The organism is Paracidovorax avenae ATCC 19860 (genome assembly GCF_000176855.2).
Taxonomy (GTDB): domain Bacteria; phylum Pseudomonadota; class Gammaproteobacteria; order Burkholderiales; family Burkholderiaceae_C; genus Paracidovorax; species Paracidovorax avenae.
This window is the reverse complement of record NC_015138.1, coordinates 90,972-116,246: the sequence shown is the minus strand read 5'-3', so window position 1 is coordinate 116,246 and position 25,275 is coordinate 90,972. Positions and strand designations below refer to the sequence as shown.

The 25,275-nt window shown below is 71.0% G+C and carries 24 protein-coding genes and 1 riboswitch; of the genes, 10 read left to right on the top strand and 14 right to left on the bottom strand.

Features of this window, described 5'->3' with window-relative positions; all coding sequences use genetic code 11:
• Positions 1 to 18: 18 nt before the first annotated feature.
• From ACAV_RS00495 to cobM, 12 genes are all read right to left on the bottom strand, one after another.
• On the bottom strand, positions 19 to 720 hold the full coding sequence (locus ACAV_RS00495) for a DUF2076 domain-containing protein (protein WP_013592614.1): 702 nt from the start codon (positions 718 to 720) through the stop codon (positions 19 to 21).
• A 184-nt stretch (positions 721 to 904) separates the two neighbouring features.
• Positions 905 to 1,300: a (2Fe-2S) ferredoxin domain-containing protein gene (locus ACAV_RS00490; protein WP_013592613.1), complete on the bottom strand. Its 396-nt coding sequence runs from the start codon at positions 1,298 to 1,300 to the stop codon at positions 905 to 907.
• Positions 1,297 to 2,301, bottom strand: a complete 1,005-nt coding sequence (gene cobJ, locus ACAV_RS00485) for a precorrin-3B C(17)-methyltransferase (RefSeq protein ID WP_013592612.1) — start codon at positions 2,299 to 2,301, stop codon at positions 1,297 to 1,299. Before cobJ ends, ACAV_RS00490 begins: the two co-directional genes overlap by 4 nt.
• 27 nt (positions 2,302 to 2,328) lie before the next feature.
• A complete protein-coding gene (locus ACAV_RS00480; RefSeq protein WP_013592611.1) occupies positions 2,329 to 2,994 on the bottom strand; it encodes an energy-coupling factor ABC transporter permease in 666 nt (221 codons plus the stop codon).
• Positions 2,995 to 3,064: 70 nt separating this feature from the next.
• Positions 3,065 to 3,562, bottom strand: coding sequence for a cobalamin biosynthesis protein (locus tag ACAV_RS00475; protein ID WP_013592610.1), 498 nt, complete (start codon positions 3,560 to 3,562; stop codon positions 3,065 to 3,067).
• Entirely contained in the window at positions 3,559 to 4,359 is an 801-nt protein-coding gene (locus ACAV_RS00470) for a cobalamin biosynthesis central domain-containing protein (RefSeq protein ID WP_013592609.1), read from the bottom strand. The genes ACAV_RS00475 and ACAV_RS00470 overlap by 4 nt, the downstream gene beginning before the upstream one ends.
• The gene (cobI, locus tag ACAV_RS00465) at positions 4,356 to 5,258 is read right to left on the bottom strand and encodes a precorrin-2 C(20)-methyltransferase (protein ID WP_013592608.1); all 903 of its coding nucleotides are present in this window, start codon (positions 5,256 to 5,258) and stop codon (positions 4,356 to 4,358) included. Before cobI ends, ACAV_RS00470 begins: the two co-directional genes overlap by 4 nt.
• A gap of 5 nt (positions 5,259 to 5,263) precedes the next feature.
• Positions 5,264 to 6,598 carry a bifunctional cobalt-precorrin-7 (C(5))-methyltransferase/cobalt-precorrin-6B (C(15))-methyltransferase gene (locus ACAV_RS00460; RefSeq protein WP_013592607.1) on the bottom strand — a complete coding sequence of 445 codons (1,335 nt, stop codon included), beginning with the start codon at positions 6,596 to 6,598 and terminating at the stop codon, positions 5,264 to 5,266.
• Positions 6,599 to 6,614: 16 nt separating this feature from the next.
• Positions 6,615 to 7,742: a cobalt-precorrin-5B (C(1))-methyltransferase gene (locus tag ACAV_RS00455; protein WP_013592606.1), complete on the bottom strand. Its 1,128-nt coding sequence runs from the start codon at positions 7,740 to 7,742 to the stop codon at positions 6,615 to 6,617.
• 7 nt (positions 7,743 to 7,749) lie between these two features.
• Positions 7,750 to 8,454: a precorrin-8X methylmutase gene (locus tag ACAV_RS00450; protein WP_013592605.1), complete on the bottom strand. Its 705-nt coding sequence runs from the start codon at positions 8,452 to 8,454 to the stop codon at positions 7,750 to 7,752.
• The gene (locus ACAV_RS00445) at positions 8,451 to 9,599 is read right to left on the bottom strand and encodes a sirohydrochlorin chelatase (RefSeq protein ID WP_013592604.1); all 1,149 of its coding nucleotides are present in this window, start codon (positions 9,597 to 9,599) and stop codon (positions 8,451 to 8,453) included. Before ACAV_RS00445 ends, ACAV_RS00450 begins: the two co-directional genes overlap by 4 nt.
• Positions 9,596 to 10,477 carry a precorrin-4 C(11)-methyltransferase gene (gene cobM / locus ACAV_RS00440; RefSeq protein ID WP_013592603.1) on the bottom strand — a complete coding sequence of 294 codons (882 nt, stop codon included), beginning with the start codon at positions 10,475 to 10,477 and terminating at the stop codon, positions 9,596 to 9,598. The genes ACAV_RS00445 and cobM overlap by 4 nt, the downstream gene beginning before the upstream one ends.
• A 91-nt stretch (positions 10,478 to 10,568) precedes the next feature.
• A riboswitch (cobalamin riboswitch) is annotated at positions 10,569 to 10,842 on the bottom strand.
• 152 nt (positions 10,843 to 10,994) lie between these two features.
• On the opposite strand from cobM, the gene ACAV_RS00435 reads away from it, so the two are divergent.
• Positions 10,995 to 12,914, top strand: a complete 1,920-nt coding sequence (locus ACAV_RS00435; RefSeq protein ID WP_013592602.1) for a carboxylesterase family protein — start codon at positions 10,995 to 10,997, stop codon at positions 12,912 to 12,914.
• 68 nt (positions 12,915 to 12,982) lie between these two features.
• On the opposite strand, the gene ACAV_RS00430 is transcribed toward ACAV_RS00435, so the two are convergent.
• On the bottom strand, positions 12,983 to 14,023 hold the full coding sequence (locus ACAV_RS00430; RefSeq protein ID WP_013592601.1) for a peptidoglycan-binding protein: 1,041 nt from the start codon (positions 14,021 to 14,023) through the stop codon (positions 12,983 to 12,985).
• Between the two features lie 77 nt (positions 14,024 to 14,100).
• Positions 14,101 to 14,868, bottom strand: coding sequence for a class I SAM-dependent methyltransferase (locus tag ACAV_RS00425; RefSeq protein ID WP_013592600.1), 768 nt, complete (start codon positions 14,866 to 14,868; stop codon positions 14,101 to 14,103).
• A 191-nt stretch (positions 14,869 to 15,059) separates the two neighbouring features.
• Here ACAV_RS00425 and ACAV_RS00420 point away from each other — a divergent pair, with 191 nt between their 5' ends.
• The 9 genes from ACAV_RS00420 to ACAV_RS00380 all read left to right on the top strand — a co-directional run bounded on the left by ACAV_RS00420 (position 15,060) and on the right by ACAV_RS00380 (position 25,237).
• Complete coding sequence (locus ACAV_RS00420; protein ID WP_013592599.1) at positions 15,060 to 16,529, top strand: UbiA family prenyltransferase; 1,470 nt, start codon at positions 15,060 to 15,062, stop codon at positions 16,527 to 16,529.
• Complete coding sequence (locus ACAV_RS00415; protein WP_013592598.1) at positions 16,523 to 17,830, top strand: FAD-binding oxidoreductase; 1,308 nt, start codon at positions 16,523 to 16,525, stop codon at positions 17,828 to 17,830. The genes ACAV_RS00420 and ACAV_RS00415 overlap by 7 nt, the downstream gene beginning before the upstream one ends.
• A gap of 72 nt (positions 17,831 to 17,902) precedes the next feature.
• On the top strand, positions 17,903 to 18,667 hold the full coding sequence (locus ACAV_RS00410) for an SDR family NAD(P)-dependent oxidoreductase (protein ID WP_013592597.1): 765 nt from the start codon (positions 17,903 to 17,905) through the stop codon (positions 18,665 to 18,667).
• An 11-nt stretch (positions 18,668 to 18,678) separates the two neighbouring features.
• Positions 18,679 to 20,445 (top strand): hypothetical protein, encoded by a 1,767-nt coding sequence (locus tag ACAV_RS00405; protein WP_013592596.1) that lies wholly within the window; start codon positions 18,679 to 18,681, stop codon positions 20,443 to 20,445.
• A gap of 52 nt (positions 20,446 to 20,497) precedes the next feature.
• Complete coding sequence (locus ACAV_RS00400; protein ID WP_013592595.1) at positions 20,498 to 21,442, top strand: NAD-dependent epimerase/dehydratase family protein; 945 nt, start codon at positions 20,498 to 20,500, stop codon at positions 21,440 to 21,442.
• Positions 21,442 to 22,803: an NAD(P)/FAD-dependent oxidoreductase gene (locus ACAV_RS00395; protein ID WP_013592594.1), complete on the top strand. Its 1,362-nt coding sequence runs from the start codon at positions 21,442 to 21,444 to the stop codon at positions 22,801 to 22,803. Before ACAV_RS00400 ends, ACAV_RS00395 begins: the two co-directional genes overlap by 1 nt.
• Entirely contained in the window at positions 22,800 to 23,231 is a 432-nt protein-coding gene (locus tag ACAV_RS00390; protein ID WP_013592593.1) for a GtrA family protein, read from the top strand. The genes ACAV_RS00395 and ACAV_RS00390 overlap by 4 nt, the downstream gene beginning before the upstream one ends.
• A gap of 12 nt (positions 23,232 to 23,243) precedes the next feature.
• Positions 23,244 to 24,197 carry a lysylphosphatidylglycerol synthase transmembrane domain-containing protein gene (locus ACAV_RS00385; protein WP_013592592.1) on the top strand — a complete coding sequence of 318 codons (954 nt, stop codon included), beginning with the start codon at positions 23,244 to 23,246 and terminating at the stop codon, positions 24,195 to 24,197.
• Positions 24,198 to 24,406: 209 nt separating this feature from the next.
• A complete protein-coding gene (locus ACAV_RS00380) occupies positions 24,407 to 25,237 on the top strand; it encodes a helix-turn-helix transcriptional regulator (RefSeq protein ID WP_013592591.1) in 831 nt (276 codons plus the stop codon).
• Positions 25,238 to 25,275: the final 38 nt, after the last annotated feature.

The window sequence follows — 25,275 nt, the reverse complement described above, 5'->3', positions numbered from 1 at the left end:
CAACGAAGTCTTCGCCCCTCAGAGGAAGTTTCCGCCGTCGTCGTCGAAGGCCGGGCCGCTGTCGTCGGGCAACCAGCCTGCGTCGCGGCTGTCGTCGTTGCCGCGGTTGTCGTAGAAATTCTCGTTGGTGATGTTCTGCACCACGGTTTCCTGCGGCAGCAGCGCGCCGCCGCCCAGCAGGCCATTGCCCACGGCGCTGCCGCGGTTGCCCAGCAGGTGTTCCAGCCCGTTGAACAGGAACATGCCGCCGGCCACACCGGCCGCCGTGCTGGCGGCGGTGCCCAGAAAGCCCGGCCCTGCAGGGGCGGCCGCAGCCGGCGCGCTGGCGTTGCCGAACAGGCGGTCGCGCCAGCCCGGAGCGGGTGCCGGCTGCGCGTAGCCCGCCGGGGGGGCTTGCGGCGGCATGGACGTGGGTTGCGCTGCGGCGGGGCCCGGGCTGTAGGCCTGCGACGGGGCGCGGCCGAAGCCCGGCTCCAGGTCGGCGCCGATGAAGCTGCGATTGCTGTCTGCGGCCTGCTTCAGCCGTGCGACTTCTTCCTGTGCGTGCGCGAGGCCGCGCTCGAGCAGCAGGCAGCGCTGCACCAGCAGGTAGAGCGCGTCGGGCTGCGCGGCCAGCGCTTGGTGGATGCGGCTGTCGGCCTCACTGTCCTTGGCTGCCGGGCCGGCGTGGACCAGGCGTTGCAGCAGGTCGTCGAGCAGCGGGCGTTCGTTCGGGGTCATCGTCACATTCCTTTGCCCGGGGGATGAAGGGTATGCGCATCTGATCCCGTGCCCATTGGCGAGTTCCCGGCGCTGGCGCGCATGGTCGACGAAGGCACGCAAATCCGCCGGCCTCGACCTGCACGGCGTGCTGGGCAATGACGGTGCACCCGGACAGCACCAGGCAACGGATGGCGCGGTAGCCCTATGCGCCCGTAGGCCCCTGGTGGAACACGAGCTCTTCCACCGGCTGCCCGCCCACCAGATGCTGCTCGATGATGCGGTCCATGTTGTCGGGCGTGACGTCGTAGTACCAGGTGCCGTCGGGCTGCACGCACATCACCGGGCCGCCTTTGCAGGCGGCGAAGCAGCTCACGCGGCTGCGCTTGACGCGCAACTCGCCGTCGTTCAGGCCGGCGGCCTTGAACTTCTCGCCCAGGCTGTCGAACAGCGCCTGGGCCTGGCCCTCCTGCGCGCAGCGGGGGCCGGTGCAGATGAGGAGGTGGCGGCGGTAGCTGCCGATCTTGGGCTTGACGGCCACGCGCACGCCTTCGGATGCGGCGGTTGCAGTGGCGGTGCTTTCAGGGGTGTCGGTGCTCATGCCTCTTCCTCGGTCGTCGCGGCCTCGGCGATCACAAGTGGTTGTGCCAGCGTGTCGCGGATGTAGTCGGCCGGCAGGCGGTGGCGCAGGGCCAGCGCTTCGATGCTTTCGCCGGCGGCGTGGTCCAGCTGCAGGTTTTCCAGCCAGCCGTTCAGGCCGGTGGAGAGCGAGCGGCCGGGCCGCTCGCCCGCGCGCGTGGCACCGCCGCCTTCCACGTCGTATTTGTTGGCATAGCCGCGCGGCGTGACCATGAGGCCGTGCTGCACGATGGTGTTGCTGTTGCCGATCAGCACGGTGCTCAGCATGCCGATGTCGGCATCGCACATGGTGGCCAGGGTGGCGAATTCGATGCGCTCGCGGCGGCGGTAGGCGCTCTTGACGATGGCCACGGGGGTGTCGGGGCTGCGGTGGCGCAGGAAGAGGCGTTGGGCTTCCTCGATCTGGCGCGTGCGGCGGCCGCTCTTGGGGTTGTAGAGCGCGACCACGAAGTCGGCCATGGCTGCGGCATCCAGCCGGCGCGCGATGGTGGGCCAGGGCGTGAGCAGGTCCGAGAGCGAGATGGCGCAGAAGTCGTGCGTGAGCGGCGCGCCCACGCGGGCCGCGCAGCTGTTGAGGGCCGATGCGCCGGGCACGATCTCGACCTCGATGCCGCCGGGCTCGACCACGCCGTTTTCGTCGAAGGCGGGCGGCGTCCAGCCGGCCTGGAACAGCACCTCGAACGTGGGGCCGGCCATGCCGTACACGCCCGCATCGCCCGAGGAGATGAGTGCGACCTTCTTGCCCTCGCGGGCGCGGGCCAGCGATTCGATGGCGCGGTCGAGTTCTTCGGTCATCGACTTGCGGATGATCTCCTTGCCCTCGATGAGATCGGCCACGAGCTTGATGTAGGTGACGTAGCCGATGATGGTGTCGGCCTCGGCGATGGCGGCGCGGGCGCGCGCGGTCATGTGGTCGGTGCTGCCGGGGCCGATGCCCACGAGCATGATCTTTCCTGCGGACATGTGCGTGTCGTCTCTTTCGGATGGAGGTCAGGCCGCCGGTGCGGCGGCATGGGGCGCGGCGACGCGCTGCAGCGTGCGCTCGTCGATGCAGGCGGCGAGCCAGCGGCGGCCGCGCAGGCGGGCAGCGGCGACGGTGATGCCGATGGTGAGCAGCGGCTCCACGGCCACGAGGCTCAGGTACGACGCGGCGAACAGCGCCCAGTCGGCCACGGGGGCCGCGTCGCTGCTGATGGAGAGCCAGAAGCCGACCATGAGCGTGACGCCCGCGTAGTACACGGCATCGAGCTTGAGCACGTTGGCCACGCTGATGCGCTGCATGCGCTTGCCCAGGCCGTGGTGCACGGCGAACAGCGGCACGGCCAGGCTCAGGAAGTTGATGGCGAGGTGCGCCAGGTCCTGCGGCTCGAAAACCAGGGCCTGCGCGAGCAGCCCCAGGCCGAAGCCGAACAGCGTGGGGATGAAGCCGAACAGCAGGTAGATCGGCATGGCGCCGACGAAGTGCAGCTCCGACGGCCCCACGGGCATGTGCCAGACCTGCATCAGCACGCTGAAGAAGAACGCGGCCAGCAGCGTGCGCAGCCAGGCCGTGGGGCTCTTGAGCAGGGGCAGCGCGTGCGCGCCCAGCAGCGCCGTGGCGGCGACGGAGGCATAGGCGATCTTGTCCTGCGAGAGGATGCCGATTTCGATATGCATGGTGGACCTTTCAGAGGTTGGGAGAGGAAATAGCCGAGGCACGCGCGGTGGCGGAATGCGATGCGCTGCCTCAGCCGCCGGAATCGGAGGTGCCCTGCGAGGCAGGCGGAATGCGGGCGATGGACACGGTAGCGTTGCGCCCGTCAGGCCCGCGCAGGCGGTGCTTTTCGACGAGCAGCGCCGACGCATCGGCCGCACCCGCGGCCAGCAGCGCGGCGGCTTCGCTGACCGAGGGCGTGCCCATGTAGCGCAGCACCGTCTCCGACGGGTTGGGCACGGGCACGGTAGCCAGCCGCGCGGCGGCGTACCAGCGCAGCGGCCAGCCGTGGCGGGCGGCCAGCGAGAGGAAGGCGGCTTCGTCCCGCTTGGCCTCGATGCTGGCGGCCACGGCCACCTGGTCGATCCGGGCGCCGGCCTGGGCGAGCGCTTCGCGCAGGCAGGCCTCGACCGTGGCCTCGGGCGTGCCGCGGTCGCAGCCCAGGCCGATGGCCAGGCGAACGCAGGAGCCGGTGGCCACGTCCTGAGACGCTGCGGCCCTGGCGATGGCGGTGGCGGCAGCGGAGATCACGCGGTGGCCTTGTCCGCGTCCTGCGGCGGGCGATAGACCACCAGACGTTCGTGCCACGCGGCCCAGCGCTCGGGTACGACCTCGTCGTGCGTGATCCACAGCACGGCCTTGAAGCGGTCGGGATCGACGCCGCTCCAGTCGCCGAGGCAGGTGATGTTGGCGGGCAGCGGCGTGGGCCGGTTCCACCAGTGCGGGCTGCCGGCTTCCTGCACCACGGCGATGGGCTCGCCGTTGACCACGTGCGCCGAGACGCGCGTGATGTTGATCTTGGGCGCCTCCACGCGCCAGCCCAGGTGGCGGCCGAGGATATCGACGGGAATGGTCTTGCCCACGTCGGACGCGGTGGTGAGCACGGGCGTGGCGCCGATCAGCGCGGCGATGCGCTCGCTCCATTCGTTGGCGCCGCCCACGTGGCCCGAGAGCACGGGGATGACGAACTGGCCGGCATCGTCCACCACCGTCACGCCGGGATCTTCGTCCTTGGACTTGAGCACCGGGGCGATCAGGCGCACCACGGCGCCCAGCGAGACGAAGAAGACCAGCTGGTCGTACTGTGCGAAGAGCGGCGCGATCTCGTCGCGCAGCGCGCCTTCGTAGGCGCGCACGGTGTTGGGCAGGCCATCGAAGGCAGCGGCGAATTTGGCGGCGGTGCAGACATGGGCCTGGGGCACGTCGCGCGCCAGTTGCGCGGCCTGGGCGGCGCCGTGGCGGGTGATGGCGACGAGGCACACGCGCACCTCGGCGGCGGGCTGCGCGGGGGCGGAGAGCACCACGTCGGGGGTGGCAGGGGTATTCATTCGGCAAGCTCCGGTTCGTCGGATGTCGGAAGGCCCGCAGCAGAGGCTGCGGGCGAGGTCTTTTTCAGGCAGCCCTTGATGCGCTCGCCCCGGATACGGTGCGGGTTTTTCACCACCATGAGCGAGAGGTAGCTGACCTTGGTGCCGCGCAGTGCGGGCAGATGAGCACCGGCCACGCAGCGCTCGTCGGGTGCGCCCACGCGCTCGATGAACTGGGTGTGGGGCAGCAGCTCGCGCCGTTCCAGCCAGTCGATGAGGTCGTCCATGAGCGGCTTGACCTTCATCAGCACCAGGGTGTCGAAGTCGGGCAGCAGGCGGTCCACCGCGCTCACGCCGTAGGCGGCGGGCACGATGGCGATGGTGTCGTCCTGCTCGGCCAGCGGCATGCCGCGCGTGGCGCAGGCCGCCGTGAAGGCGTTCACGCCGGCGATCACGGGCGCCTCGATGCGCGCGTCCAGCGCCCGCACGGTGCGCGCCAGGTGGCCGAAGGTGGCGTAGGTGCTGGCGTCGCCTTCCACGAGGAAGAGCACGTCCTGTCCGGCCTGCAGCCAGGGCAGCACGGTGTCTGCGGCGCGCATCCAGGCCCGGGCGAGCTTGTCGCCGTCGTGCGTCATCGGGAACAGCAGGGTCTGGTGCACGGCGGGCGGCGTGAGGCCGGCGCGCTGCACGATGTCGAAGGCGTAGCTGGGTGTCTTGGTGCTGCGCGCGGGATAGGTCCAGACCGCGTCGGTGCGCTGCAGTTGCGCCCAGGCAGCGCGGGTGATGAGGCCGGGGTCGCCAGGGCCCAGGGACACGCCGATGAGGCGGCCCAGGGGGCCTTGCGTGGACGGCGCGTGCTTGTCCTGCGGCTGCGGGCGCGGGCGCGGCGCGCTCGTGATGGTGGCGTGTTCGGTGGTCATGCGCCCTACTCCACGGCCGGCGCCGCAGCCCCGGCACCGCCCGCCTGCGCGCAGACGATCCACACCGGGTTCTCGGCCGCCATGCGGTGCATGTGCAGGATGGGCTTGCTGCGCGCGGCCTGCAACTGCAGCACGTCCCAGGCGGCGCCGGCGGCCTGCAGCGCCTGGGTGGCAGCGGCGAGGTTTTCCAGCGTGACGAAGTTCATCACCAGCCAGCCGCCGGGGCGCAAGCGCTTGAGGCACAGCGCAATCAGCTCGGCCAGCTCGCCGCCCGAGCCGCCAATGAAGACGGCGTCCGGGTCGGGCCAGGCATCGAGCCCTTCGGGCGCCTTGCCGTGCACCAGCGTGTGGTTGGAGACGCCGAAATCGCGCGCGTTGCGGCGCGCGATCTCCACGTCGCCCTCGTTCTTCTCCATGGCCCAGACGTGGCCCTGGGGGCACAGGCGCGCGGCCTCCAGCCCCACCGAGCCGCTGCCGGCGCCGATGTCCCACACGCGGCTGGCGGCGCGCAGTTGCATGCGGGCCAGCGAGACGGCGCGCACTTCCTGCTTGGTGATCAAGCCCTTGTCGGGCTGGCGCTGGTGATACGCCGCATCGGGCAGGCCGAAGCGCACCGCGTCGGGCCGCTGGCGCGTGCGCACCAGCAGCACCACGTTGGGGTCGGCGAACTGCTGCGCGGCGGCATGGGCCGGCGCCATGTCGGCCCAGACGCGCTCGTCGGGCGTGCAGAGGCGCTCGGCCACGCTGATCTGGAAGTCGTCGCCCAGCCCTTCGGCCACCAGCAGGCGGGCGATGCGCGCGGGCGTGTTGTCGGGGCTGGTGAGCACGGCCAGGCGGTCGTGCTGGCGCACGGCCTGGGCCAGGGCGTAGAGGCCGTGCGCGGGCGCGGCGCCCACGGTCCATTCGCCGGCATCCTTCGCATGCACGGAGACGATGCGCGCGTCCTGCCAGGCCAGGCCCAGGCGGGCGCAGGCGAGCTGCAGGGTGGAGACGTTGGGCATCACCTCCAGCGCCTGGATGCACAGGCGCGAGGCCAGGTAGCTCGCGATGCCGTGGCAGAGCGGGTCGCCCGTGGCCAGCACCACGCAGGACTGGTGGGCGGCGCGCGCCTCCGCGATCCAGCCGGGCACGGACGAGAGGCAGCCGGTCAGGTCGCGGCGCACGGCCTGCGGGGCGATGTCGTCTTCCAGCAGCGCCAGCGTGCGCGTGCCGCCGATCACCAGGTCGGCCCGGCGCAGCAGTGCGAGCGCGGTGGCGCTGAGGCTGGCGGCGCCGTCGTCCAGCACGCCGATCACGCGGCAGGGCTGGGGGTCTTTTTCGAGCAGGTTCGTGGTCGTCATCGTCAGGATGTCGCCTTCAGGCGGTGGTGGCCGGCCCGGAGGCGGCCTCGGTGATCTTGCTGCCGTCGAAATCGCAGACCAGCACGGTGAGGTGGAAGCGGTCGCCGTAGCGGTCGGGCGCCGTCAGCGTCTGCACCACGGCCTGCGCGAGCGCATGGTGGAAGGGCTCGCCCAGGCCCAGGGCCTGCATGCGTTCGGCGCCGAAGCGCGCGGTTTCGGCGGCGGCGATCTCGGCGCAGACCTCGGGCGGCGCGCCCACGCGGGCAGCGAGTTCGGCCAGCAATTGCGTATCGACCTCGGCGCGGTTGGCGTGGGTGATGGTCTCGCCCTGGGCGATCTTCGTGAGCTTGCCCACCATGCCGCCGATGACCACCTCGCGCAGGCCCTGGGCCACGGCCTCGTCGAGCGCATAGCGCAGGAAGTCGCCCATCTGCACGAAGCAGGCGGCGGGCAGTTCGGGCCGCTCCTTCATCGCGAACTGTTCGGTGCGCCCGCCGGTGGTCAGCACCACCACGCCGTGGCCCAGCGTGGCGGCCACCTGCACGCCCTGCACCACGCTGGCGCGGTAGGCAGAGGTGGAATAGGGCTTGACGATGCCGGTGGTGCCCAGGATGGAGATGCCGCCCAAAATCCCCAAGCGCGCGTTCAGCGTCTTCTTGGCCATCTCCACGCCCTGGGGCACGGAGATGGTCACTTCCAGCCCTGCATGCGCAAGCAGCGGGCCGCCCACGGCACGCACGTTGTCTTCGATGTTGCGGCGGGGCACGGGGTTGATGGCCGGGCCGCCCACTTCCAGGCCCAGGCCGGCCATGGTGACCGTGCCTACGCCGAAGCCGCCGCACAGCACGACCTCGCCCGCGCGGCCGGGCAGCAGGCGCACGTCGGCGGTAAGGTGGGCCTTGTCGGTGCAGTCGGGGTCGTCGCCCGCGTCCTTGATGACCATGGCGTGCGCAACTTGGCTACCTTCGCAGATTCCGTCGTTCACCGCGAAGCGCACCACGTCGCCGTTGGGCAGCAGGCAGTCCACCGCGTCGGGCACTGCGCCTTCGACCAGGCCCAGCACGGCGGCGCGCGCGGCGGCGGCGGAGCAGGCCCCGGTGGTGAAGCCGGTGCGCGTGCCGCGGCGGACGGTCTTTTCCATCATGGCGGGGTCAGCCTCCGGCAGCGCTCGCGGTGGACTGTTGCTGTTGCTTCTGCCGCGCCTCGGCCAGCGCCAGAAGCGCATGCAGCGCGGCCACCACCAGGGTGGAGCCGCCCTTGCGGCCGCGGATCACGATCCAGGGCACCTCTGTCACGTCGGCCATCAGGTCCTTGGATTCGGCGGCGGAGACGAAGCCCACCGGCATGCCCACCACCAGCGCGGGGCGCACGCCCTCCTCGCGGATCAGGCGCACGAGCTCGATGAGCGCCGTGGGCGCGTTGCCGATGCCCACCACGGCCCCCTGCAGCAGCCCCTGCCGGTGCGCCTTGCGCATGGCCTGCACGGCGCGCGTGGTGTCTTCGGCCTGGGCCCGGGCGATCACGTCGGCGTCGCTGATGAACTGGTGCGTGCGCATGCCGAAGTGCGCCAGGCGCGGCTGCGACAGGCCCGAGCAGATCATCTCCACGTCGGCCACCACGGGCGCGCCGCCGCGCAGCATCGCGGCGATGCCGGCCTCCACCGCATCGGGATGAAAATCGGTCAGGCCGTTGAATTCGAAGTCGGCATTGGCGTGGATCATGCGGCGCACGATGGGCCACTGCTGCGCCGTGTAGGCGTGCGGGCCGGCTTCGGCGTCGATGATGGCGAAGCTGTCGTGCTCGATGGCCTGGCCGGCGCGCGTGAGCTGCTCGGTGACGGTGTTCACCGTGCTCATGCGGCGGCTCCGGCAGGCTGGGGCGCGGCGAGGCCGTGGTGGGCATGAGCATGGCCATGGGAATGGGAATGCCCGTGGTCATGGCTGTGTCCATGGCCGTGCTCGCCATGCCCGTGAGCGTGCCCATGGTCATCCGCTTGTGCGTGTGCGTGCTCGGCGCCCCCCGCAGCGATGGCAGCGGGCGCATGGGCATGCGTGTGCTCGTGGCTGTGGCCGTGCCCCAGGTCGTGCGCGATCTCTCGGTACTTGCAGCCATCGCACGGCAGGCGGCTGTCGGGCAGGCCGGCCTGCAGGTCGGCCACGCGCTGCTCCAGCAATTCGAAGATCTCGCGCTCCATGCCGAAGTGGCCGGACTGCGCGAAGCGCAACTGCGGGTACTGCACGCGCAGGTGCTCCACCTGCCGACCGATGCGCTGCATCAGCGTGCCGGTGTAGAGGTAGTAGGGCAGCACCACGATCTGCTTCATGCCCAGCAGCGCCTGGCGCTGCACCACGCGCTCCAGGCGCGGCCAGGTGATGCCGGTGAAGGCGATCTCGACCAGTTCGTGGTGGCTGTCTTCCTGCAGCCAGCGGGCCATCTTGGCGACGTCGCCGTTGGCCTGCCGGTCGGACGAGCCCCGGCCCAGCAGCACCACGCCGGTGGTGGTGGGGTCGGGCATGTCCAGCGCCTGCATGCAGCGGCGCAGCTGGCGCTGCAGGATCGCGAGGATGGGCTCGCAGGCCGTGAGGTGAGGGCCGTAGAGGAATTCGACGCCCGGGCAGTGTTCGCGCGCATGCTCGATGGACTCGGGGATCTCCATCTTCACGTGGCCGGCCGCGTTCAGGATGAGCGGCAACACCAGCACGCGGCGGCTGCCTTTCGCTGCCATCAGCAGGCCGTCGTGCAGCCCGGGCGGCGCGAATTCGATGAAGCAGACCTCGATGCGCCAGCCGGGCTGGCGCTCGCGCCACTGGCGCACGAAGGCATGGATCTCGTCGTTGCCCGCGGGCTCGCGCGAGCCGTGGCCGACCAGCAGCACGGTGGTGTCGGCCTGCGCGAGTGCGGGAGCGGTGCCGGCGGCGGGGCCGTGGTGCGGATCGACGCCATGACCGTGGCCGTGTTCGTGGGAGTGCCCGTGGGCATGCGGAGCGTGGAGGTGCGTCATCGTTGGGGTTCCGGCGGAATGGTGGCGGCTTGCGGGCCGGCGGTGGATGCGTCATCCGCGCGCCGGAAGCGGTGGGTGAAGCCCGGGTCGTAGAGCTTGGATTTGGCGAGTTCGGGCCAGTGGCGCGCGCCCAGGGTGGGGCTGGCGATGATCATGGCCTGGCTCACCACCTGGGCCTCGCGGCAGCGCTCGCGCACGTCCGCCACGGTGCAGCGCACGATGCGCTCCTCGCCGGGCCAGGAGGCCTTGTGCACCACGAGCAGCGGCGCGTCGTCGGGCCAGCCGGCTTCGCGCAGCCCGGCCTGCACCTTGTGCAGCAGGGTGATCGACAGGAAGATGCAGAGCGTGCAGCGGTGCCGCGCCAGCTCGGCGAGCGATTCGCCGGGCGGCATGGGCGTGCGGCCCTCCACGCGCGTGAACACCACGGTCTGCGTGACCTCGGGCAGCGTGAAGCTCTCCACCGCCGCGGCGGCCGAGGCCATGGCCGACGAAACGCCCGGCACCACGCGCACCGGCACGCCCGCGGCATCGAGCGGCTGCACGAGTTCGACCAGCGCGCCGTACAACGCCGGATCGCCCGTCTGCAGGCGCACCACCGTGCGGTGCTTCTGCGCCTGCAGCACGAGCCACGCGGCCATCTGGTCCAGCGTCATGGATTTGCTGTCGGCGATGGTGCAGCCCGGGGGCGCCCAGCGCGTGGCGGCTTCGTCCACGAGCGAGCCGGCGAACAGGATGGCCCCGGCGCGTTCGACCAGGGAGCGGCCCTTGACGGTGATGAGGTCCGGATCGCCGGGCCCGGCACCGACGAACCAGACGGTGCCCGGTCCCGGGACGGCGGTATCGCAGGCTCCGTTGGCCTGCGCCGAAGAATCTGGCATGGGAAGCGACGACAAAGATGCGCCCGCCGCGGCAGGCGCGCCCGCACCCTGCCTCCCCGCAGGGTCCGTGAAATGGAGCATGCGCGCCAAGGCGCGCGCTCCCCCGTCGGCCGGTATCCGGGCTGGCGGCGCGGCAGTTCGTGCCGGACTCCCCGGGCCCTTCCCGGATGCCGCAAAGGCATTCCAGTGGACGTCGTTCCAGGGGCCGAAGGCGCCTGGCCTGAGCCCATGCGCCTTCCATCGCTGACCGTTGCGGGGGCAGCCCAGGCCGGGGCCGTCATCCGTGGCGGAGCGGCCCTTCCTGGTTCCCGTTTAACTGCGCGGCCGGAAACGGCCGCGCGAGCACCAACGGGCGGAAGTATAGGGGGAGCGCGCCGGCATGGCCCGCTCAGGACGTTTCAGAACGATTCAGGTGCCCGCCCCCGGGCCGGCCGGGATTTGCCCCAAGAATGGGCCAGGCGTTCGCGCCGAACACAACGGCCACCCGGCCGCCACACATGGAGAGAGGGAACCCGACATGCGACATCCGCACACCATCCGAGGCGCCTGGCTGGCGCTTTCCGCTGCCGCCGTGCTGGCCGGCACGGGCTGCAGCACGCACCGCACGGACCACGAGGCCCCGGCCGCACCGGCACCCGCGTGCGCCAGCGGCACCACCGCCACGTTCGGCAACGGCGCGTCCGCGTGCGGAAGCCAGGCCTCGGTCACGCCCGCGGGCGGATCGCCCGTGGCGGTGAACACCTACCTGGGCATCAAGTACGCCAAGGCGGGCCGGTTTCAGCCGCCCCAGTTGTATGCACCCAACGGCAGCAACGTGCCGCAGACGGCGCCCGGTGCCTTCTGCCCGCAGCCCAACAGCATCGTCTTCCGCAACCAGAGCGAAGACTGCCTCTACCTGAACGTCTTCACGCCGCAGTCGGCCCTCGGGGCGTCCCGGCCGCTGCCGGTGCTGTTCTTCATCCACGGCGGTGCGTTCGTGGAAGGCAGCGGCTACCAGCCGTCTCCCAACGGCAACGTCTTCGACGGCTCCTACCTCGCCGCCACGGGCAACATGGTGGTGGTGACCATCAACTACCGGCTGGGCGCGCTGGGGTTCCTGGCGCTCGGCCATGTCGATAAGAGTGTCGATCCGAGCGGCACGCTCCAGGGCAACTTCGGCATTCTCGACCAGCAGCAGGCCATGCAATGGGTGCAGCAGTACATCCGCGCATTCGGCGGCGACCCCACCCGCGTCACCGTCGCGGGCGAGAGCGCGGGCGCGATGTCCACCGGGCTGCACCTGTTCGCCGCGCCGGGCAGCGCGAAGCTCTTCCAGGCCGCGATCATGGAGAGCAATCCGGTGGGGTCCGTGTACCGCACACCGGCCAAGGCCCACGAGTTGGGCGAACTCTTCCGGGTCTCGCTCTGCCTGCACATGAAGGATTGCCTGAAACGCGAACCCATCCTGAAAAATGCCACGTTCCAGGAAATTATCGATACCCAGTCACTGAAAGCGCCGCCATCGGAGGACAAGGCCGGCGCCCCGGCCAGGATGCAGACCACGGTGCCGCCCCTGGTCGCCCTGCTGGGCGAAGCCGCCCCGCAGGTCCAGGACGGCCTGCCCTGGTCGCCGACCCTGGACGGCACGGTCATCGCCGGGCAGCCCCTGGCCGGCTACGCGACCACGTCCACCGGGCCCATGCCCGCGAAGCCGTTCGTCTTCGGCATCAACCGGGACGAGGGGGTCGTCTTCGCCGACATGGCCTATCTCAAAATGGGCGACTTGCTGCTTCCGGCATTAGTCAACGAAGTGGTTCTCGGCTGGGTCTGGGGCAATGACCGCACCAAGATCACCGGCTACACCGTAAAAGGCGCCACCCCCTACAAGGCCCCCGCCGCCTTGGCGCCCGATTACATGCCCAACCGCTCGGCCGTGACGATGTCGAACATCATCAACGACTTTGCCTTCCGCTGCGGCAACCTCGCCATGGCGGGCCGCGGGGCCGCAGCCAACGCGAAGGCCAGCCCCGCGCTGCCGGCATTCGGCTACCTGTTCGCGCAGGCGCCGATCTTCAACCTGTACAGGACGGGCCCGCAGCGCACGCCCGTCCCGGCCTGCCAGCCGGATGCCGGCAACGTCTGCCACGCCAACGAAATACCCTACGTATTCAATACCATCGGGCAACTGGACGCGCAGCGACCCGTCCCTCGCGCGGACCAGGCACTGTCGCAGGCCATGGCGGCCGCCTGGGCGAGCTTCGTGAACAACCCGTCCAACCCCGCACCCTGGGCCGCGTCCGGCAACCTGCCGACGCGCTGGACGCCCTACGCAGGCCTGTCATCGCCCCTGACGCAATGGAACACGGCCGGCGACAGCAGCGTCAGCGCATCCCAGCTCGACCAGGGCGCGAACTGCTCCGCCCTCTGGAACACGATCGCGCCCATCGCGGGGAACTGAGCCGGAGGCCCGGCCCGCAGCGGCCGGGCAGCAGCGGGGCGGCGGGAACCCGCCGTCCCTGCCGCGCGTCAGCGCGAGAGCGCGTCGGTCGTGGCGGAGTCCAGGCGGCCCGTCACCGGCAGGCCCTTGTCCTTCTGGAAGGCCCGCAGCCCGTTCGTCGTCTTCGGGCCCATGCCGCCGTCCGGCGCGCCCACGTCGTAGCCCAGCGCATTGAGCCGTGCCTGCGCCTCGCGCACCGACATCGACGCGCCCGCCTTCGTCTGCGACGGAGCCGCGCCGCCGTCCACGCCCAGCCGGCCGCCGCCGCCCAGGCCCTGACCCTGGACCTTCTGCGCCTTGTAGTTGCGCAGCGCCATGACCATCTGGTTGTACGCGTCCATGAACGCGGCCGTCAGCACCTTGCCCTGCGAGGTGTTCTGGTAGCCGCCCAGGTTGCCGCCCGCCGAACTGCCGAAGATGCTGCCGAAGCCCGCGAAATCGCTCTTGGAGGCACTGCCCTCCGACACCGACACCTGCACGCCCGAGCGGTTGTCCACCAGCGTCAGCATGGCGCTGGCCTCGCGTGTCTTCAGCGATCCACCGAGCTGGCCCAGCGCCTGGCCGCGCCCGCCGCCGATGAGCGCGCCCAGCGCACCGCCGATGCCGCCCGCGTCGTTGTTGGAGAAGACGATCTCCGGCGACAGGCCATAGTCCGAAGCCACCATCTGCCCCTGGCCGAAACTGCTGCCGCCGCGCATCTCGCCCGACTGCATCAGTGCGCGCTCACGGTTCATCGCGCCCATGCCGGTCACGCTGCGCTCGACCACCACGAAGCAGTTGGACTGCTGGATCATCAGGCGCAGCAGGTTGGACGTCGGCGGCAGGCGGTATTCGTTGCGCAGGATGGTGTACCAGCCCGCATCCTGGTTCTCCACCAGCGACACCGTGCCCAGCGGCGAGGAGCAGCGCTCGAGCTGCGTGTTCGCGTTCGCCGACGACTCCCCGGCCGCGGCGCCCGTGGCCACCGTCTTGGATTCCGCGCTGCCCATGCGCATGTTCGTGGTTTCGCAGCCCGCCAGCAGGGCGGCGGACAGTGCCGCAGCCAGCAGGGTGAAGGTCTTCTGAGACATGGGAGGAATTCCTTTATGGAATGGCTACAGGGGAATGTGAGGGGGTTCTGGCGCCGCAGCGGGGCGGCCGCGCCGGATCATAGCGCCGCGGCCTGCGGGCGGACAGGGGGGAGGCCGGCCACCCGGTAGATCCATACCGGGTGGCCGGCCTCGGGCCGCAGCACGACCTCCGGCACGGCCCCGGGCACCTCGAAGGCCAGGCTGACCAGCCATGCGTCCGCCGCCATCTCGGCGCGGGCCTTGGCCGCGGCCCGGGCCATGCTTTCGGGGCGCTGGAACAGATAGACCATGCGGTAGCCCCCCCACCCGGCACGCCAGATGTCGCCGCGCCGCACCCGGGCCCACGGGCAGCGCAGTGCGCACAGGCAGCGCAGCGGCCAGCTCCATTCCAGCCCTTCCAGGCGGGCATCGGGATAGGCCCTGCGCAGGGCGCGCAACCCGTGGCCCAGTCCGCAGCCGGCGTCCAGCACGGCAGCGGTGCCGGGAAGCGGTACGGCCCGGGCCAGCCCGTCGAGGGCGCGCGCCGGCGTGGGAAAGAGCGGCGCGTCGCGCCAGGCATGCAGCGGATAGACCAGCAGCAGCACCGCCAGCGGCGCGAGCCAGGCCCACGCAGGCAGAGAGGTGGCACCCGCGGCCAGGAACGAGAGCGGGAACCCCAGCGCGATCAGGCACTGCCGCCAGCGGGTGCGGCCCTGGAAGCTGGCCGCTGCCCCGATGGCGCAGCCTGCCAGCCAGGCCGCCCACCATGGCACGCTGGCGGCCCCGCGCAGCAGCAGGAAGGCAAGCCATGCGGCGGCCCAGGCCAGGAGGGCGGGAAGGGGCCAGGGCAGCGGCGGGAAGCGCATGACGTGTTCTGACAGCGAAAGTCCTGCGGACAGCCCGCAGCCCCTGCAGTGTAGAGAGGCGCGGGACCGCCCATCGGCCGTCCGACCAGCCCCTCCTACAATCCTCCGTTCCATTTTTTCGTATCAGCCGCGATCCGGGACCTTCGCCCGGCTCCTTCGAAGAATCTCCCTACCGACCAGGCCCCTCACCAGTGCGTTCGCCTTTCGATCCATCGCCATCCGCCGACACGCCGCCCCTCGTGGTGGACCTCGACGGCACGCTGCTGCTCACCGACATGCTGCACGAGACCTCGCTCCAGCTGGTGCGCGACGCCCCCTGGAAGGCGGCGGTGCTGCCGCTGTGGCTGGCCGCGGGCAAGGCGGCGCTCAAGCGCCGCATCGCCAGCCAGGTCGATGTCGCGGTGGCCCACCTGCCCTACAACCAGCCGCTGGTGGCCTGGCTGCGCGAGCAGCATGCCGCGGGGCGGCGCATCGTGCTGTGCACGGCATCCGACCAGGCGCTGGCCGACGCGATCGCCGCCCACCTCGGCTGCTTCGATGCGGTCATGGCCAGCGACGGTGCCACCAATCTCGCGGGCCCGGCGAAGGCCGCGGCCCTCGTGCGGACGTTCGGCGAGCGCGGCTTCGACTACGCGGGCAACTCGCGCACCGACCTGCCCGTATGGCAGGCCGCCCGCGCGGCCATCGTGGTCAACGCACCGGCCTCCGTGGCACGCCGTGCCGAAGCCCTGGGCAACGTGCAGCGCAGCTTTCCCCCGGCCGCGGCCGGCGCGGCCGCATGGCGCAAGGCGCTGCGCCTGCACCAGTGGATGAAGAACCTGCTGCTGTTCGTTCCGCTGATGGCGGCCCACCGCGTGGGCGACGGCGCGGCCTGGATGCAGCTCTTCGTGGCCTTCCTGGCGTTCGGGCTGTGCGCCTCCTCGGTCTATCTGGCCAACGACCTGCTCGACCTCGAAAGCGACCGCCAGCATCCCCGCAAGCGGCTGCGGCCGTTCGCCGCGGGCACGCTGCCGGCATGGCAGGGCGTGGCGCTCGTCCCCGTGCTCGCCGGCGCGAGCCTGTGGCTGGCCTGGGCCACGGGGCCGGCCTTCCTCGGCTGGCTGCTGGTGTATTTCGTGACCACCTGGGCGTACTCTCTGGTGCTCAAGCGCTGGGCGCTGGTGGACTGCGTGGCGCTCGCCGTGCTCTACACCCTGCGCGTCGTGGCGGGGGCGGCGGCCGTCGCGCAGCCGCTCTCGTTCTGGCTGATCGCCTCCTCGGGGTTCCTCTTCCTGTCGCTCGCCTTCGTGAAGCGCTATGCGGAACTGCTGGTGCAGCAGGCCGCCGGCAAGACCCAGGCGCACGGACGCGGCTACCTCACGTCCGACGCCCCCATCGTGCAGAGCCTGGGCGTGGCGTCCGGCTACACGGCCGTGGTGGTGCTGGCGCTCTATCTCAACAGCGACACGGTGCTCACCATGTACCGCACGCCCGGCCTGATCTGGATCGCGGTGCCGGCGCTGGCCTTCTGGGTGAGCTGGATGTGGCTGCAGGCCGCCCGCGGCCAGATGCACGACGATCCGCTCGTCTTCGCGTTCAAGGACCGCGCCAGCCTGGTGGCCGGCGCGGTGTTCGTGGCGGCACTGGCCGCCGCTGCCGCGGGGCTGGGGTGGCCGTGGTAGCGGTGCACTCCTGGGGCCGGCTGCGGGCGGCCGAGCATGCGTTGCGCCCGCTGGCGGAGCATCCCCCTGCGCGGTTGCCGCTTTCGGCCGGCCAGCACGGCCTGGCCCATGGCATGGGCCGCAGCTACGGCGACGTGTGCCTGAACCCGGGCGGCACGCTCTGGGCGACGCGCGGGCAGGACCGCTTCATCGCCTGGGACGAGGCCACGGGCGAGCTGACCTGCGAAGCCGGCGTGCTGCTGCGCGACATCCAGCGCACCTTCATCCCGCGCGGCTGGATGCTGCCCGTCACGCCCGGCACGCAGTTCGCCACCGTGGGCGGCGCCATCGCCAACGATGTCCACGGCAAGAACCACCACGTCCATGGCAGCTTCGGCGACCATGTGCTGTCGCTGCACCTGCTGCGCACCGACGGCCTGCTGGTGCGCTGCGGGCCCGACCTGCGGCCCGACTGGTTCTGCGCCACGGTCGGCGGGCTGGGCCTGACGGGCGTGGTCACGCAGGCCACGCTGCGGTTGCGCAGGGTGGCCGGGCCGTGGCTCGATACCGAAACGCAGCCGTACGGCAGCCTGCGGGAGTTCTTCGCCCTCGCGGACGCCTCGGAAGCCGGATGGGAATACACGGTCTCGTGGATCGACTGCCTTGCCGGGGCCGATGCGCGGGGCATCTTCATGCGCGGCAACCACGTGCCCGGCCCGGTGGCGCAGCCGCCCGCCGAGCCCCGGGGCGGCAAGCGCACCGTGCCGTTCGTCCCACCAATCTCACTGGTCAACCGCTGGAGCCTGCGGCCTTTCAACACCGCCTACTACCACCTGCACAAGCAGCGGGCGGGCCGGGCGCTGCAGCATTACGAACCCTTTTTCTACCCGCTGGACAACCTGCTGGAGTGGAATCGCATCTACGGCCGCCGGGGCTTCTACCAGTACCAGTGCGCGGTGCCCCGCGAGGGCGGCGAGGACGCCGTGGCCGCGCTGCTGCGCGAGATCGCCGCATCGGGACAGGGCTCGTTCCTGGGAGTGCTCAAGACCTTCGGGCAGCGCATGCCCCTGGGCATGCTGAGCTTTCCCATGCCGGGCGTCACCCTGGCCCTCGATTTCCCCAACCTGGGCGATCCGACGCTGCGGCTCTTCGACCGCCTCGATGCCGTGGTGGCCTCGGCGGGCGGCCGCCTCTATGCGGCCAAGGACGCACGCATGCCGCGCACGCTGTTCGAGGCCGGCTATCCACGGCTGCCTGAATTCCTGCCCTACCGCGATCCCCGCATCCGCTCCGCCATGTCGCTGCGGCTGCTCGGCGACTGACCGCCGGGGCATTCCACGCCCTTTCCTCTTTTTTCCGCCCGCTCTGCCAACGGTACCAACCCACAGCCCGCCATGCCCGATACATCCTCTCCCCGCACCATCGCCATCGTGGGCGCCACCTCGGCCATCGCGCACCAGTGCGCCCGGCTCTGGCTGGCCGCCGGCGGGGTGGACCGGCTGGTGCTCATCGGGCGCGACGGCGCCCGCCTGCCCTCGGTGGCGGCCGACCTGCAGGTGCGCCAGCCCGGCACGCGCATCGAGACCATCGCGGCCGACATGCTGCAGCCCGAGGCGATCGCCGGCACGGTGCGCGGCATCTGCGCCGACGGGGTGCCCGACCTCGTGCTCATCGCGCACGGCAACCTGCCCGACCAGCCGGCCTGCGAGGCCGACCTCGCGGCGGCGCGGCAGGCGCTGGAAGTGAACGGTATTTCCCCCGCGCTCTGGGCCGAGGCTTTCGCCGGCGCGCAGCAGTCCCGCGGGCACGGGCGCATCGGCATCATCGGCTCGGTGGCCGGCGACCGCGGCCGCCAGTCCAACTACGTCTATGGCGCGGCGAAGGGGCTGGTGGAGCGCTATGCCCAGGGCCTGCAGCACCGCCTCGCGGGCACGGGGGTGCGCGTGACCCTCGTCAAGCCCGGCCCCACCGACACCCCGATGACCGCGCACCTCAAGGCCCAGGGCGCACGCCTTGCCACCCCCGAGGAAGTGGCCGGCGCCATCGTGCGCGGCATGGCGCGCGGCGCAGCGGTGGTCTATGCCCCGGCGAAGTGGGCGCTCATCATGCTCGTGATCCGCCACCTGCCCCGCGCCGTGTTCCACCGCATGAAGATCTGACATTGCCACAGATGACCCACGACGAGACCCGTCTCTCCTCTCCCCCCGCCCGGCAAACCTGGCGGCAGCGCATGCCGTTCGCGCTGCTGATGGTTTTCGCCGCCATCTACGCGCTTGCCACGGCGGTCTCCGCCTGGCGCACCTTCACGCCGGTCCCGATCTGGGACACGTGGGGCGCAGCGCTGGAGTTCTATATCGATGTGCGCCATGGTGTCGGCTGGGACGCCTGGTGGCGCCAGGCCAACGAGCACCGGCTGGTGCTGCCCAAGGCGCTGTTCTGGATGGAATACACCTGGTTCGGCGGCCAGCAGGTCTTCCTGATCACTATGAACTACGTGCTCGTCGGCTGCGGCCTGGCGGTGTTCGCGGCCTTCCTGCGGGACCGCCTGCCCGCCCTGTCCGGCAGGTCGTGGTTTTTCGGCGCGACGCTGCTGGCCATATGGCTGTTTTCCTGGGTGCAGAAGGAAAACCTGGCCTGGGCCAACCAGGGCCAGTTCTTCCTGGCGCAGGTGCTGCCGCTGGTGGGCTTCTACTGCCTCTACCGCGCCGCGTGCGCGCCGATGGCGCGCGGATGGTTTCCTGCCGCCAGCCTGATCGGCGTGCTCAGCGTGGGGACCATGGCCAACGGCGTCATGGCCCTGCCCATGATGGTGCTCTACGCCGCCGTCGCGCGGCTCGGCCGCCGGCGCACGCTCATCCTGGCCGTGCTCACCGCCATCTGCGCGGGCGCCTATGCAGTGGGCTATACCTCCCCTTCCGACCACGGGGGCGTGTTCTCCAAGCTGCGGGACCGTCCGCTGGACATGCTCTCCTACACCCTGGCCTACCTCGGCGCCCCCTTCCAGCATTTCGTGCTGAAGCAGCATTCGCTGTCGTGGGCTCCGCTGAGTCAGGCCTTCGGGGTGCTTTTCGTGCTGCTGACCCTGGCGCCGCTGCCGCGCGTGCTGCGCGATCCCCGCGCGCACCGGCTGGACCTGGCCCTGCTGACCTTCGTCGTGTACATCGGCGGCCTCGCCTTCGCGACCAGTGGCGGGCGCGTGCAGTTCGGCATCGAAAGCGCGCTGTCGAGCCGCTACACCACGCCGACCGTGATGGCATGGGCCGCCCTGGCGATCCTGTACGCACCGCGCCTGGTCGCGCTGCGCGGCGCGGCGCGTGTGGCCATGCACGTGCTGCTCGTCGCATGGCTGGCGCAGATGCTCATCGTGCAGACGCGCGACGCGGAGCGCAAGGAAGAGCAGCACATGCGCATGACCGGGGCGCTGGCACTGCAGATGGGCGTGCACGACAAGCGGCGCATCGGCATGCTGATCTGGAACGACGATTACGGCGCGCAACTCGCCCGCGGGGCCACGGCCATCCGCGCAGGCATCTTCGGCCGCCCCGTCATGGTGGAGGCCACCCACGCGGTGGGCGAGCATGCCGAGACCCTGCCCCCGCGCTGCCACGCCTTCGTGGACCAGGTGGAGACGCTGCCCGGCGAGCCCCGCTTCGTGCGCGTGCAGGGCGGGCTGCTGCCCGAGCCCGAGCGCACACCCTTCGAGGCCGTGCGCCTCGTCGGCGCCGACGGCACGGTGGTCGGCTACGGCGTGCCCGACCGCTGGCGCAAGCGCACGCCGCCCGCGCATGCGCCGGGCCCCTTCGGGCGCTACCTCATGTTCACGGCCTACCTCCAGGTACCGGCGTCGGGGCAACTGCCCTCCGCCGTCACGCTGCAGGCGCCCGGCACGCCCTGCTCGGCCGCGCTGGTGCTGACGCCTCCCGTGCCGGCCTCCTGACATGGCGCCGTCCTTCCACGCTTTTCCGACCCCGATGCATCCCCCCTCTTCCATGCAGCAGCACACCACCAAGATCGTCCTGCCCGGCGGCGCCGGCCTCGTCGGCCAGAATCTCGTCGCGCACCTCAAGCTCCATGGCTACGCGAACCTCGTCGTGCTCGACAAGCACGCCGCCAACCTGGAGATCCTGCGCCGCATGCACCCGGACATCGTCGCCGAGCTGGCCGATCTCGCCGAGCCCGGCGACTGGGAGCGGCACTTCGAGGGCGCCGACGCGGTGGTGATGCTGCAGGCGCAGATCGGCGCGCCGCAGGCCGAGCCGTTCGTGCGCAACAACCTCACTTCGACGCAACGCATCCTGGCACTCATCCAGCAGCACCGCATTCCCCACACCGTGCACATCAGCTCCTCGGTCGTGGAGTCGGTCGCGAAGGACCACTACACCGACACCAAGCGCGCGCAGGAAGAGATGGTGCTGGCCAGCGGCATTCCCTGCGTGGTGCTGCGGCCCACGCTGATGTTCGGCTGGTTCGACCGCAAGCACCTGGGCTGGCTCTCGCGCTTCATGCGCAAGGTGCCGGTGTTCCCGATTCCCGGCAGCGGCCGCTACATGCGCCAGCCGCTCTACGCGGCCGACTTCTGCCGCATCATCGTGCGCTGCATCGAGGAGCGCCGCGTGGGCGGCGTCTTCAACATCACGGGGCTGGAGAAGGTGGATTACATCGACATCATCCGCACCATCAAGGCTGCCACGGGCGCGAAGGCCGCCATCGTGAAGATCCCCTACGGGCTCTTCTACCTGCTGCTGAAAATCTGGGCACTCTTCGACCGCGACCCGCCCTTCACCGCCGACCAGCTCAAGGCCCTCGTGGCGCACGACGAGTTCGAGGTGATCGACTGGCCCGGCATCTTCGGCGTGCGCGCCACGCCCTTCGCCGAGGCCATCCACGAAACCTTCCACCATCCGGAGTACAGCCGCGTGGTGCTGGAGTTCTGATGAACGCCGCCGCTTCCTCTTCCGCCACGTCCGCGGCCGACTTCGCCATGGCCCGCGGCCAGCGCATCGCCGTGCTCGGCGCCGGCCCCATGGGCCTGGCCGTGGCCTACCAGCTCGCGCGCGACGGCCACCGGCCCGTGGTGTTCGAAGCCGACGACCGCGTGGGCGGCATGACCGCGATGTTCGATTTCGACGGCCTGCCGATCGAGCGCTACTACCACTTCCACTGCACCTCGGACCACGCCTTCCTGCAGGTGCTGGACGAACTGGGCCTGGCCGACAAGATGCGCTGGCGCGCCACGCGCATGGGCTACTGGTTCCAGAAGCGCCTGCAGGCCTGGGGCAACCCGGTGGCGCTGCTGCGCTTCCAGGGCCTGGGGCTGGTGGCCAAGTTCCGCTACGGCCTGCACGCGTTCCTCTCCACCAAGCGCGACGACTGGAAGCCGCTCGACGGCGTCGAGGCCACGGGCTGGATCCGCCGCTGGGTGGGCGCGGAGGCCTACGAGGTGCTCTGGCGGCGCCTCTTCGAGTACAAGTTCTACGAGCACACGGGCAACCTGTCGGCCGCCTGGATCTGGAGCCGCATCCGCCGCATCGGCCGCTCGCGCTACAGCCTCATGCAGGAGAAGCTCGGCCACCTGGAGGGCGGCTCCGCCACGCTGCTGGACGGCATGGCCGCGGACATCCGCGCGCACGGCGGCGAGATCCGCCTGTCCACGCCCGTGACGAAGGTGCGCATGGAGGCGGGCCGCGTGCAGGGCGTGGAGACGGCGCAGGGCTTCGAGGCCTTCGACAAGGTGATCAGCACCGTGCCGCTGCCCTTCGTGCCGCGCCTGATGCCCGATCTGCCGCAGGATGTGCTCACGCGCTTCGCGGCGCTGAAGAACATCGCCGTGGTCTGCGTGATCGCCAAGCTGCGCAAGCCCCTCACGGAGAATTTCTGGCTCAACGTGAACGATCCGGACATGGACATCCCGGGCCTGGTGGAATACAGCAACCTGCGCCCGCTGCCGGAATCCATCGTCTACGTGCCGTTCTACATGCCCGGCGAGCACCCCAAGTACGCCGAGCCCGACCAGGCCTTCCTGGACAAGGTGCGCCGCTACCTGCGCACCATCAATCCCGCGCTGCAGGACGATGACTTCCTCGCGATGCGCGCGAGCCGCTACCGCTACGCGCAGCCGATCTGCCCGCCCAACTACCTGGAGAGCCTGCCGCCCGTGCAATTGCCGGTGCAGGGCCTGTGGGTGGCCGATACGTCCTACTACTACCCCGAGGACCGCGGCATTTCCGAGAGCATCGGTTTCGGCCGCCGCATGGCGCGCGACGCAGCCCAGGCTGCCGAAGGCCCCCGCCCGTGATCGAAGCCTTCCGCTCCAGGCAGTTCCTGGCCTTCCTGGTGACGGGCGGGGTGGCGGCACTCGCCAACTTCGGCTCGCGCATCGCGTTCAGCCACTGGATGCCGTTCTCCGCCGCCGTGATCGCGGCTTACTGCGTGGGCATGTGCACGGCCTTCCTGCTGGCGCGCGCCTTCGTCTTCAAGGCGAGCACGCAGTCCACGCACAAGTCGGCGATGTTCTTCGTGCTGGTGAACCTGCTGGCCGTGGCGCAGACCTGGGCCGTGAGCATGGCCCTGCTGAAATGGGTGCTGCCCGCGCTCGGCATCACGGCCTTCGCGCCCGAGATCGCGCACGCGGTGGGCGTGGTGGTGCCGGTGTTCACGAGCTACCTGGGCCACAAGCGCTGGTCCTTCGCCGAAACGCCGGTACGGCCCGGCACTCCGGACTGACCCACCGGCGCCATGAACCCGCGCACCGCCGTCACCGCCGCCCTGGCCTGCACGGCCGCCTACGTGGCGGCCCTGGTGTGGGCCGACGCCCGCAACCAGGTCTTCGCGCAGCTGCCGCGCGTGGCGGCGTGGATGCCCGGCCTGGCGGCCGTGGCATTCGCCTCCTACGGCCTGCGCTATGCGCGCTGGCACTGGCTCCTGCGCCGCGCGGGACATGGCGTGCCGGCCATGCCGGGGTTCGCGGGCTACCTGGCAGGCTTCGCCTTCACCGCCACGCCGGGCAAGGTGGGCGAGCTGGTGCGCGCCCGCTACTTCACGCGCTGGGGCGTGCCGGCATCCCGCACGCTATCGGCTTTCGTCTATGAACGGGCCCTCGACCTGCTCGCGGTGGCGCTGCTGGCCGCGCTGGCCGTGCCCTCCGGCCGCCTGTTCGGCATCGTGCTGGCTTTCGTGACCGGACTGATCGGCGCGGTCGCCGCGGTGGCGGCCCGGCCCCGCTGGCTGCTGCGCCTGGCCGCGCGCATGCGGGCCATGGGATGGCGCCGCTTGGCGCGCACCGGCCGCATGCTCGCGCTCGGCCTGGCAGGCTGCCGCCTCTGGCTCACCCCCCGCGACATGGCGGTCTCGTTCGGACTGGGCCTGGCCGCCTGGACAATCACCGCGGCATCGTTCGCCTGGCTGCTGCAGGGCCTGGACATCGCGATGCCGCTGCGCGCGGCGCTGTCCACCTACCCCACGGCCATGCTGGCCGGCGCGGCATCGATGCTGCCGGGCGGCATCGGCACCACCGAGGCCACCATCGTCGCCCTGCTGGCGCTGCATGCCGTGCCGCTGGGCACCGCAACGCTCGCGGCCGTGGGCATCCGCTTCGCCACGCTGTGGGTGGCCGTGGCCTGCGGCTTCGCCGCCATCGGCTGGCTGGAGCGGCACGCGCCGGGCGGCAGCCCGCGGGCGCAGCGCCCCTGAGCCGCCGCAGGATGGCACCGGGACCCCGGGGAAACCCGTACCGGACGCCCCGGCCGATAGCCAGCTGACGCAAGAATCCGGCGGCAGGCCCCTCTATGCTGGCCCTGCGCGTCGCCTGGGGGCCGGGGCACCGGCCGCCCCGCACCCTGGACGGCACAAGGAACATACGGCAGAGTGGCGCAACGTCCGCCTTCGCCCAGGAGACACCGATGACCACCGTGAACGACCCGTCCGTGCCCCGCCCCTGCAGCAGCGGCGATCGCATCATGTGGCTCACGCACGAACGCATCTTCTACGCGGGACTGCTGGGTGCTCCGGTCATGCACGACAAGGGCGCCATCACCGTGTACGTCGCCATCGAGGGGCGCCTGCGCGTGCGCTTCCAGGGTGGGGAATGGCAGGCCGCCGAGGTCGTCGTCGTGCAGCCCTATGTCCCGCACGAGATCGCCAGCGAAGGCCGCCATGTGATCGACCTGCTGATCGAGCCAGAAACCGTGGATGCCTCCCGCCTGTCACCCTGGCTGCGGGCCTGCGGCGCCGTGCATGTCCCGGGGTTCGCCGCCCACGTGCGCGCCACGCACCAGCGGCTGGCTGCGGGCGCCGGCACGCAGCCCCTGCAGCCGGCCGACTTCGACGCCGTCTTCTTCGGCCAACCCCTGCCCGGGCGCATGCTGGACACGCGCATCGCCGGCGTGTTCGACGGGCTGCGCAGCGATCCGTCCACCATGGATGCGGCCGAACAGTGCGCAGCGCAGGCAGGCCTGTCCTTCTCGCGCTTCCTGCACCTGTTCAAGGAACAGGCGGGGGCCCCGTTCCGGTCCGTGCGCACGTGGAAGCGCGCCCGGGCCCTGCTGCAGCACGTGAACAGCGACAGCAACCTGGTGTACGTGGCGCTGAACATCGGCTATCCGGATTCCACGCACTTCAGCCACTCGATCCGCAGGACCTACGGGCTGAAGCCCAGGGACATCTTCGCCGGCTCGCGCAAGCTGCGCGTGATCGCCCAGCCGGTCATGCATCCGTCGCTCGCCGCTGGCTGAGCGCGCCGCGGCCAGCCAGTCCGCGCAAGACCGGCGCC

What these genes read in the sequence shown, in the direction of transcription:
- ACAV_RS00385 (WP_013592592.1), top strand. Translation starts at nt 23,244, where the DNA reads ATGAACCCGCGCACCGCCGTCACCGCCGCCCTGGCCTGCACGGCCGCC.
- ACAV_RS00470 (WP_013592609.1), bottom strand. Translation starts at nt 4,359, where the DNA reads ATGAATACCCCTGCCACCCCCGACGTGGTGCTCTCCGCCCCCGCGCAG.
- ACAV_RS00425 (WP_013592600.1), bottom strand. Translation starts at nt 14,868, where the DNA reads ATGCGCTTCCCGCCGCTGCCCTGGCCCCTTCCCGCCCTCCTGGCCTGG.
- ACAV_RS00435 (WP_013592602.1), top strand. Translation starts at nt 10,995, where the DNA reads ATGCGACATCCGCACACCATCCGAGGCGCCTGGCTGGCGCTTTCCGCT.
- ACAV_RS00405 (WP_013592596.1), top strand. Translation starts at nt 18,679, where the DNA reads ATGACCCACGACGAGACCCGTCTCTCCTCTCCCCCCGCCCGGCAAACC.
- cobI (WP_013592608.1), bottom strand. Translation starts at nt 5,258, where the DNA reads ATGACCACCGAACACGCCACCATCACGAGCGCGCCGCGCCCGCGCCCG.
- ACAV_RS00380 (WP_013592591.1), top strand. Translation starts at nt 24,407, where the DNA reads ATGACCACCGTGAACGACCCGTCCGTGCCCCGCCCCTGCAGCAGCGGC.
- ACAV_RS00430 (WP_013592601.1), bottom strand. Translation starts at nt 14,023, where the DNA reads ATGTCTCAGAAGACCTTCACCCTGCTGGCTGCGGCACTGTCCGCCGCC.
- ACAV_RS00460 (WP_013592607.1), bottom strand. Translation starts at nt 6,598, where the DNA reads ATGACGACCACGAACCTGCTCGAAAAAGACCCCCAGCCCTGCCGCGTG.
- ACAV_RS00490 (WP_013592613.1), bottom strand. Translation starts at nt 1,300, where the DNA reads ATGAGCACCGACACCCCTGAAAGCACCGCCACTGCAACCGCCGCATCC.
- ACAV_RS00455 (WP_013592606.1), bottom strand. Translation starts at nt 7,742, where the DNA reads ATGATGGAAAAGACCGTCCGCCGCGGCACGCGCACCGGCTTCACCACC.
- ACAV_RS00450 (WP_013592605.1), bottom strand. Translation starts at nt 8,454, where the DNA reads ATGAGCACGGTGAACACCGTCACCGAGCAGCTCACGCGCGCCGGCCAG.
- cobM (WP_013592603.1), bottom strand. Translation starts at nt 10,477, where the DNA reads ATGCCAGATTCTTCGGCGCAGGCCAACGGAGCCTGCGATACCGCCGTC.
- ACAV_RS00400 (WP_013592595.1), top strand. Translation starts at nt 20,498, where the DNA reads ATGCAGCAGCACACCACCAAGATCGTCCTGCCCGGCGGCGCCGGCCTC.
- ACAV_RS00410 (WP_013592597.1), top strand. Translation starts at nt 17,903, where the DNA reads ATGCCCGATACATCCTCTCCCCGCACCATCGCCATCGTGGGCGCCACC.
- ACAV_RS00445 (WP_013592604.1), bottom strand. Translation starts at nt 9,599, where the DNA reads ATGACGCACCTCCACGCTCCGCATGCCCACGGGCACTCCCACGAACAC.
- cobJ (WP_013592612.1), bottom strand. Translation starts at nt 2,301, where the DNA reads ATGTCCGCAGGAAAGATCATGCTCGTGGGCATCGGCCCCGGCAGCACC.
- ACAV_RS00395 (WP_013592594.1), top strand. Translation starts at nt 21,442, where the DNA reads ATGAACGCCGCCGCTTCCTCTTCCGCCACGTCCGCGGCCGACTTCGCC.
- ACAV_RS00495 (WP_013592614.1), bottom strand. Translation starts at nt 720, where the DNA reads ATGACCCCGAACGAACGCCCGCTGCTCGACGACCTGCTGCAACGCCTG.
- ACAV_RS00480 (WP_013592611.1), bottom strand. Translation starts at nt 2,994, where the DNA reads ATGCATATCGAAATCGGCATCCTCTCGCAGGACAAGATCGCCTATGCC.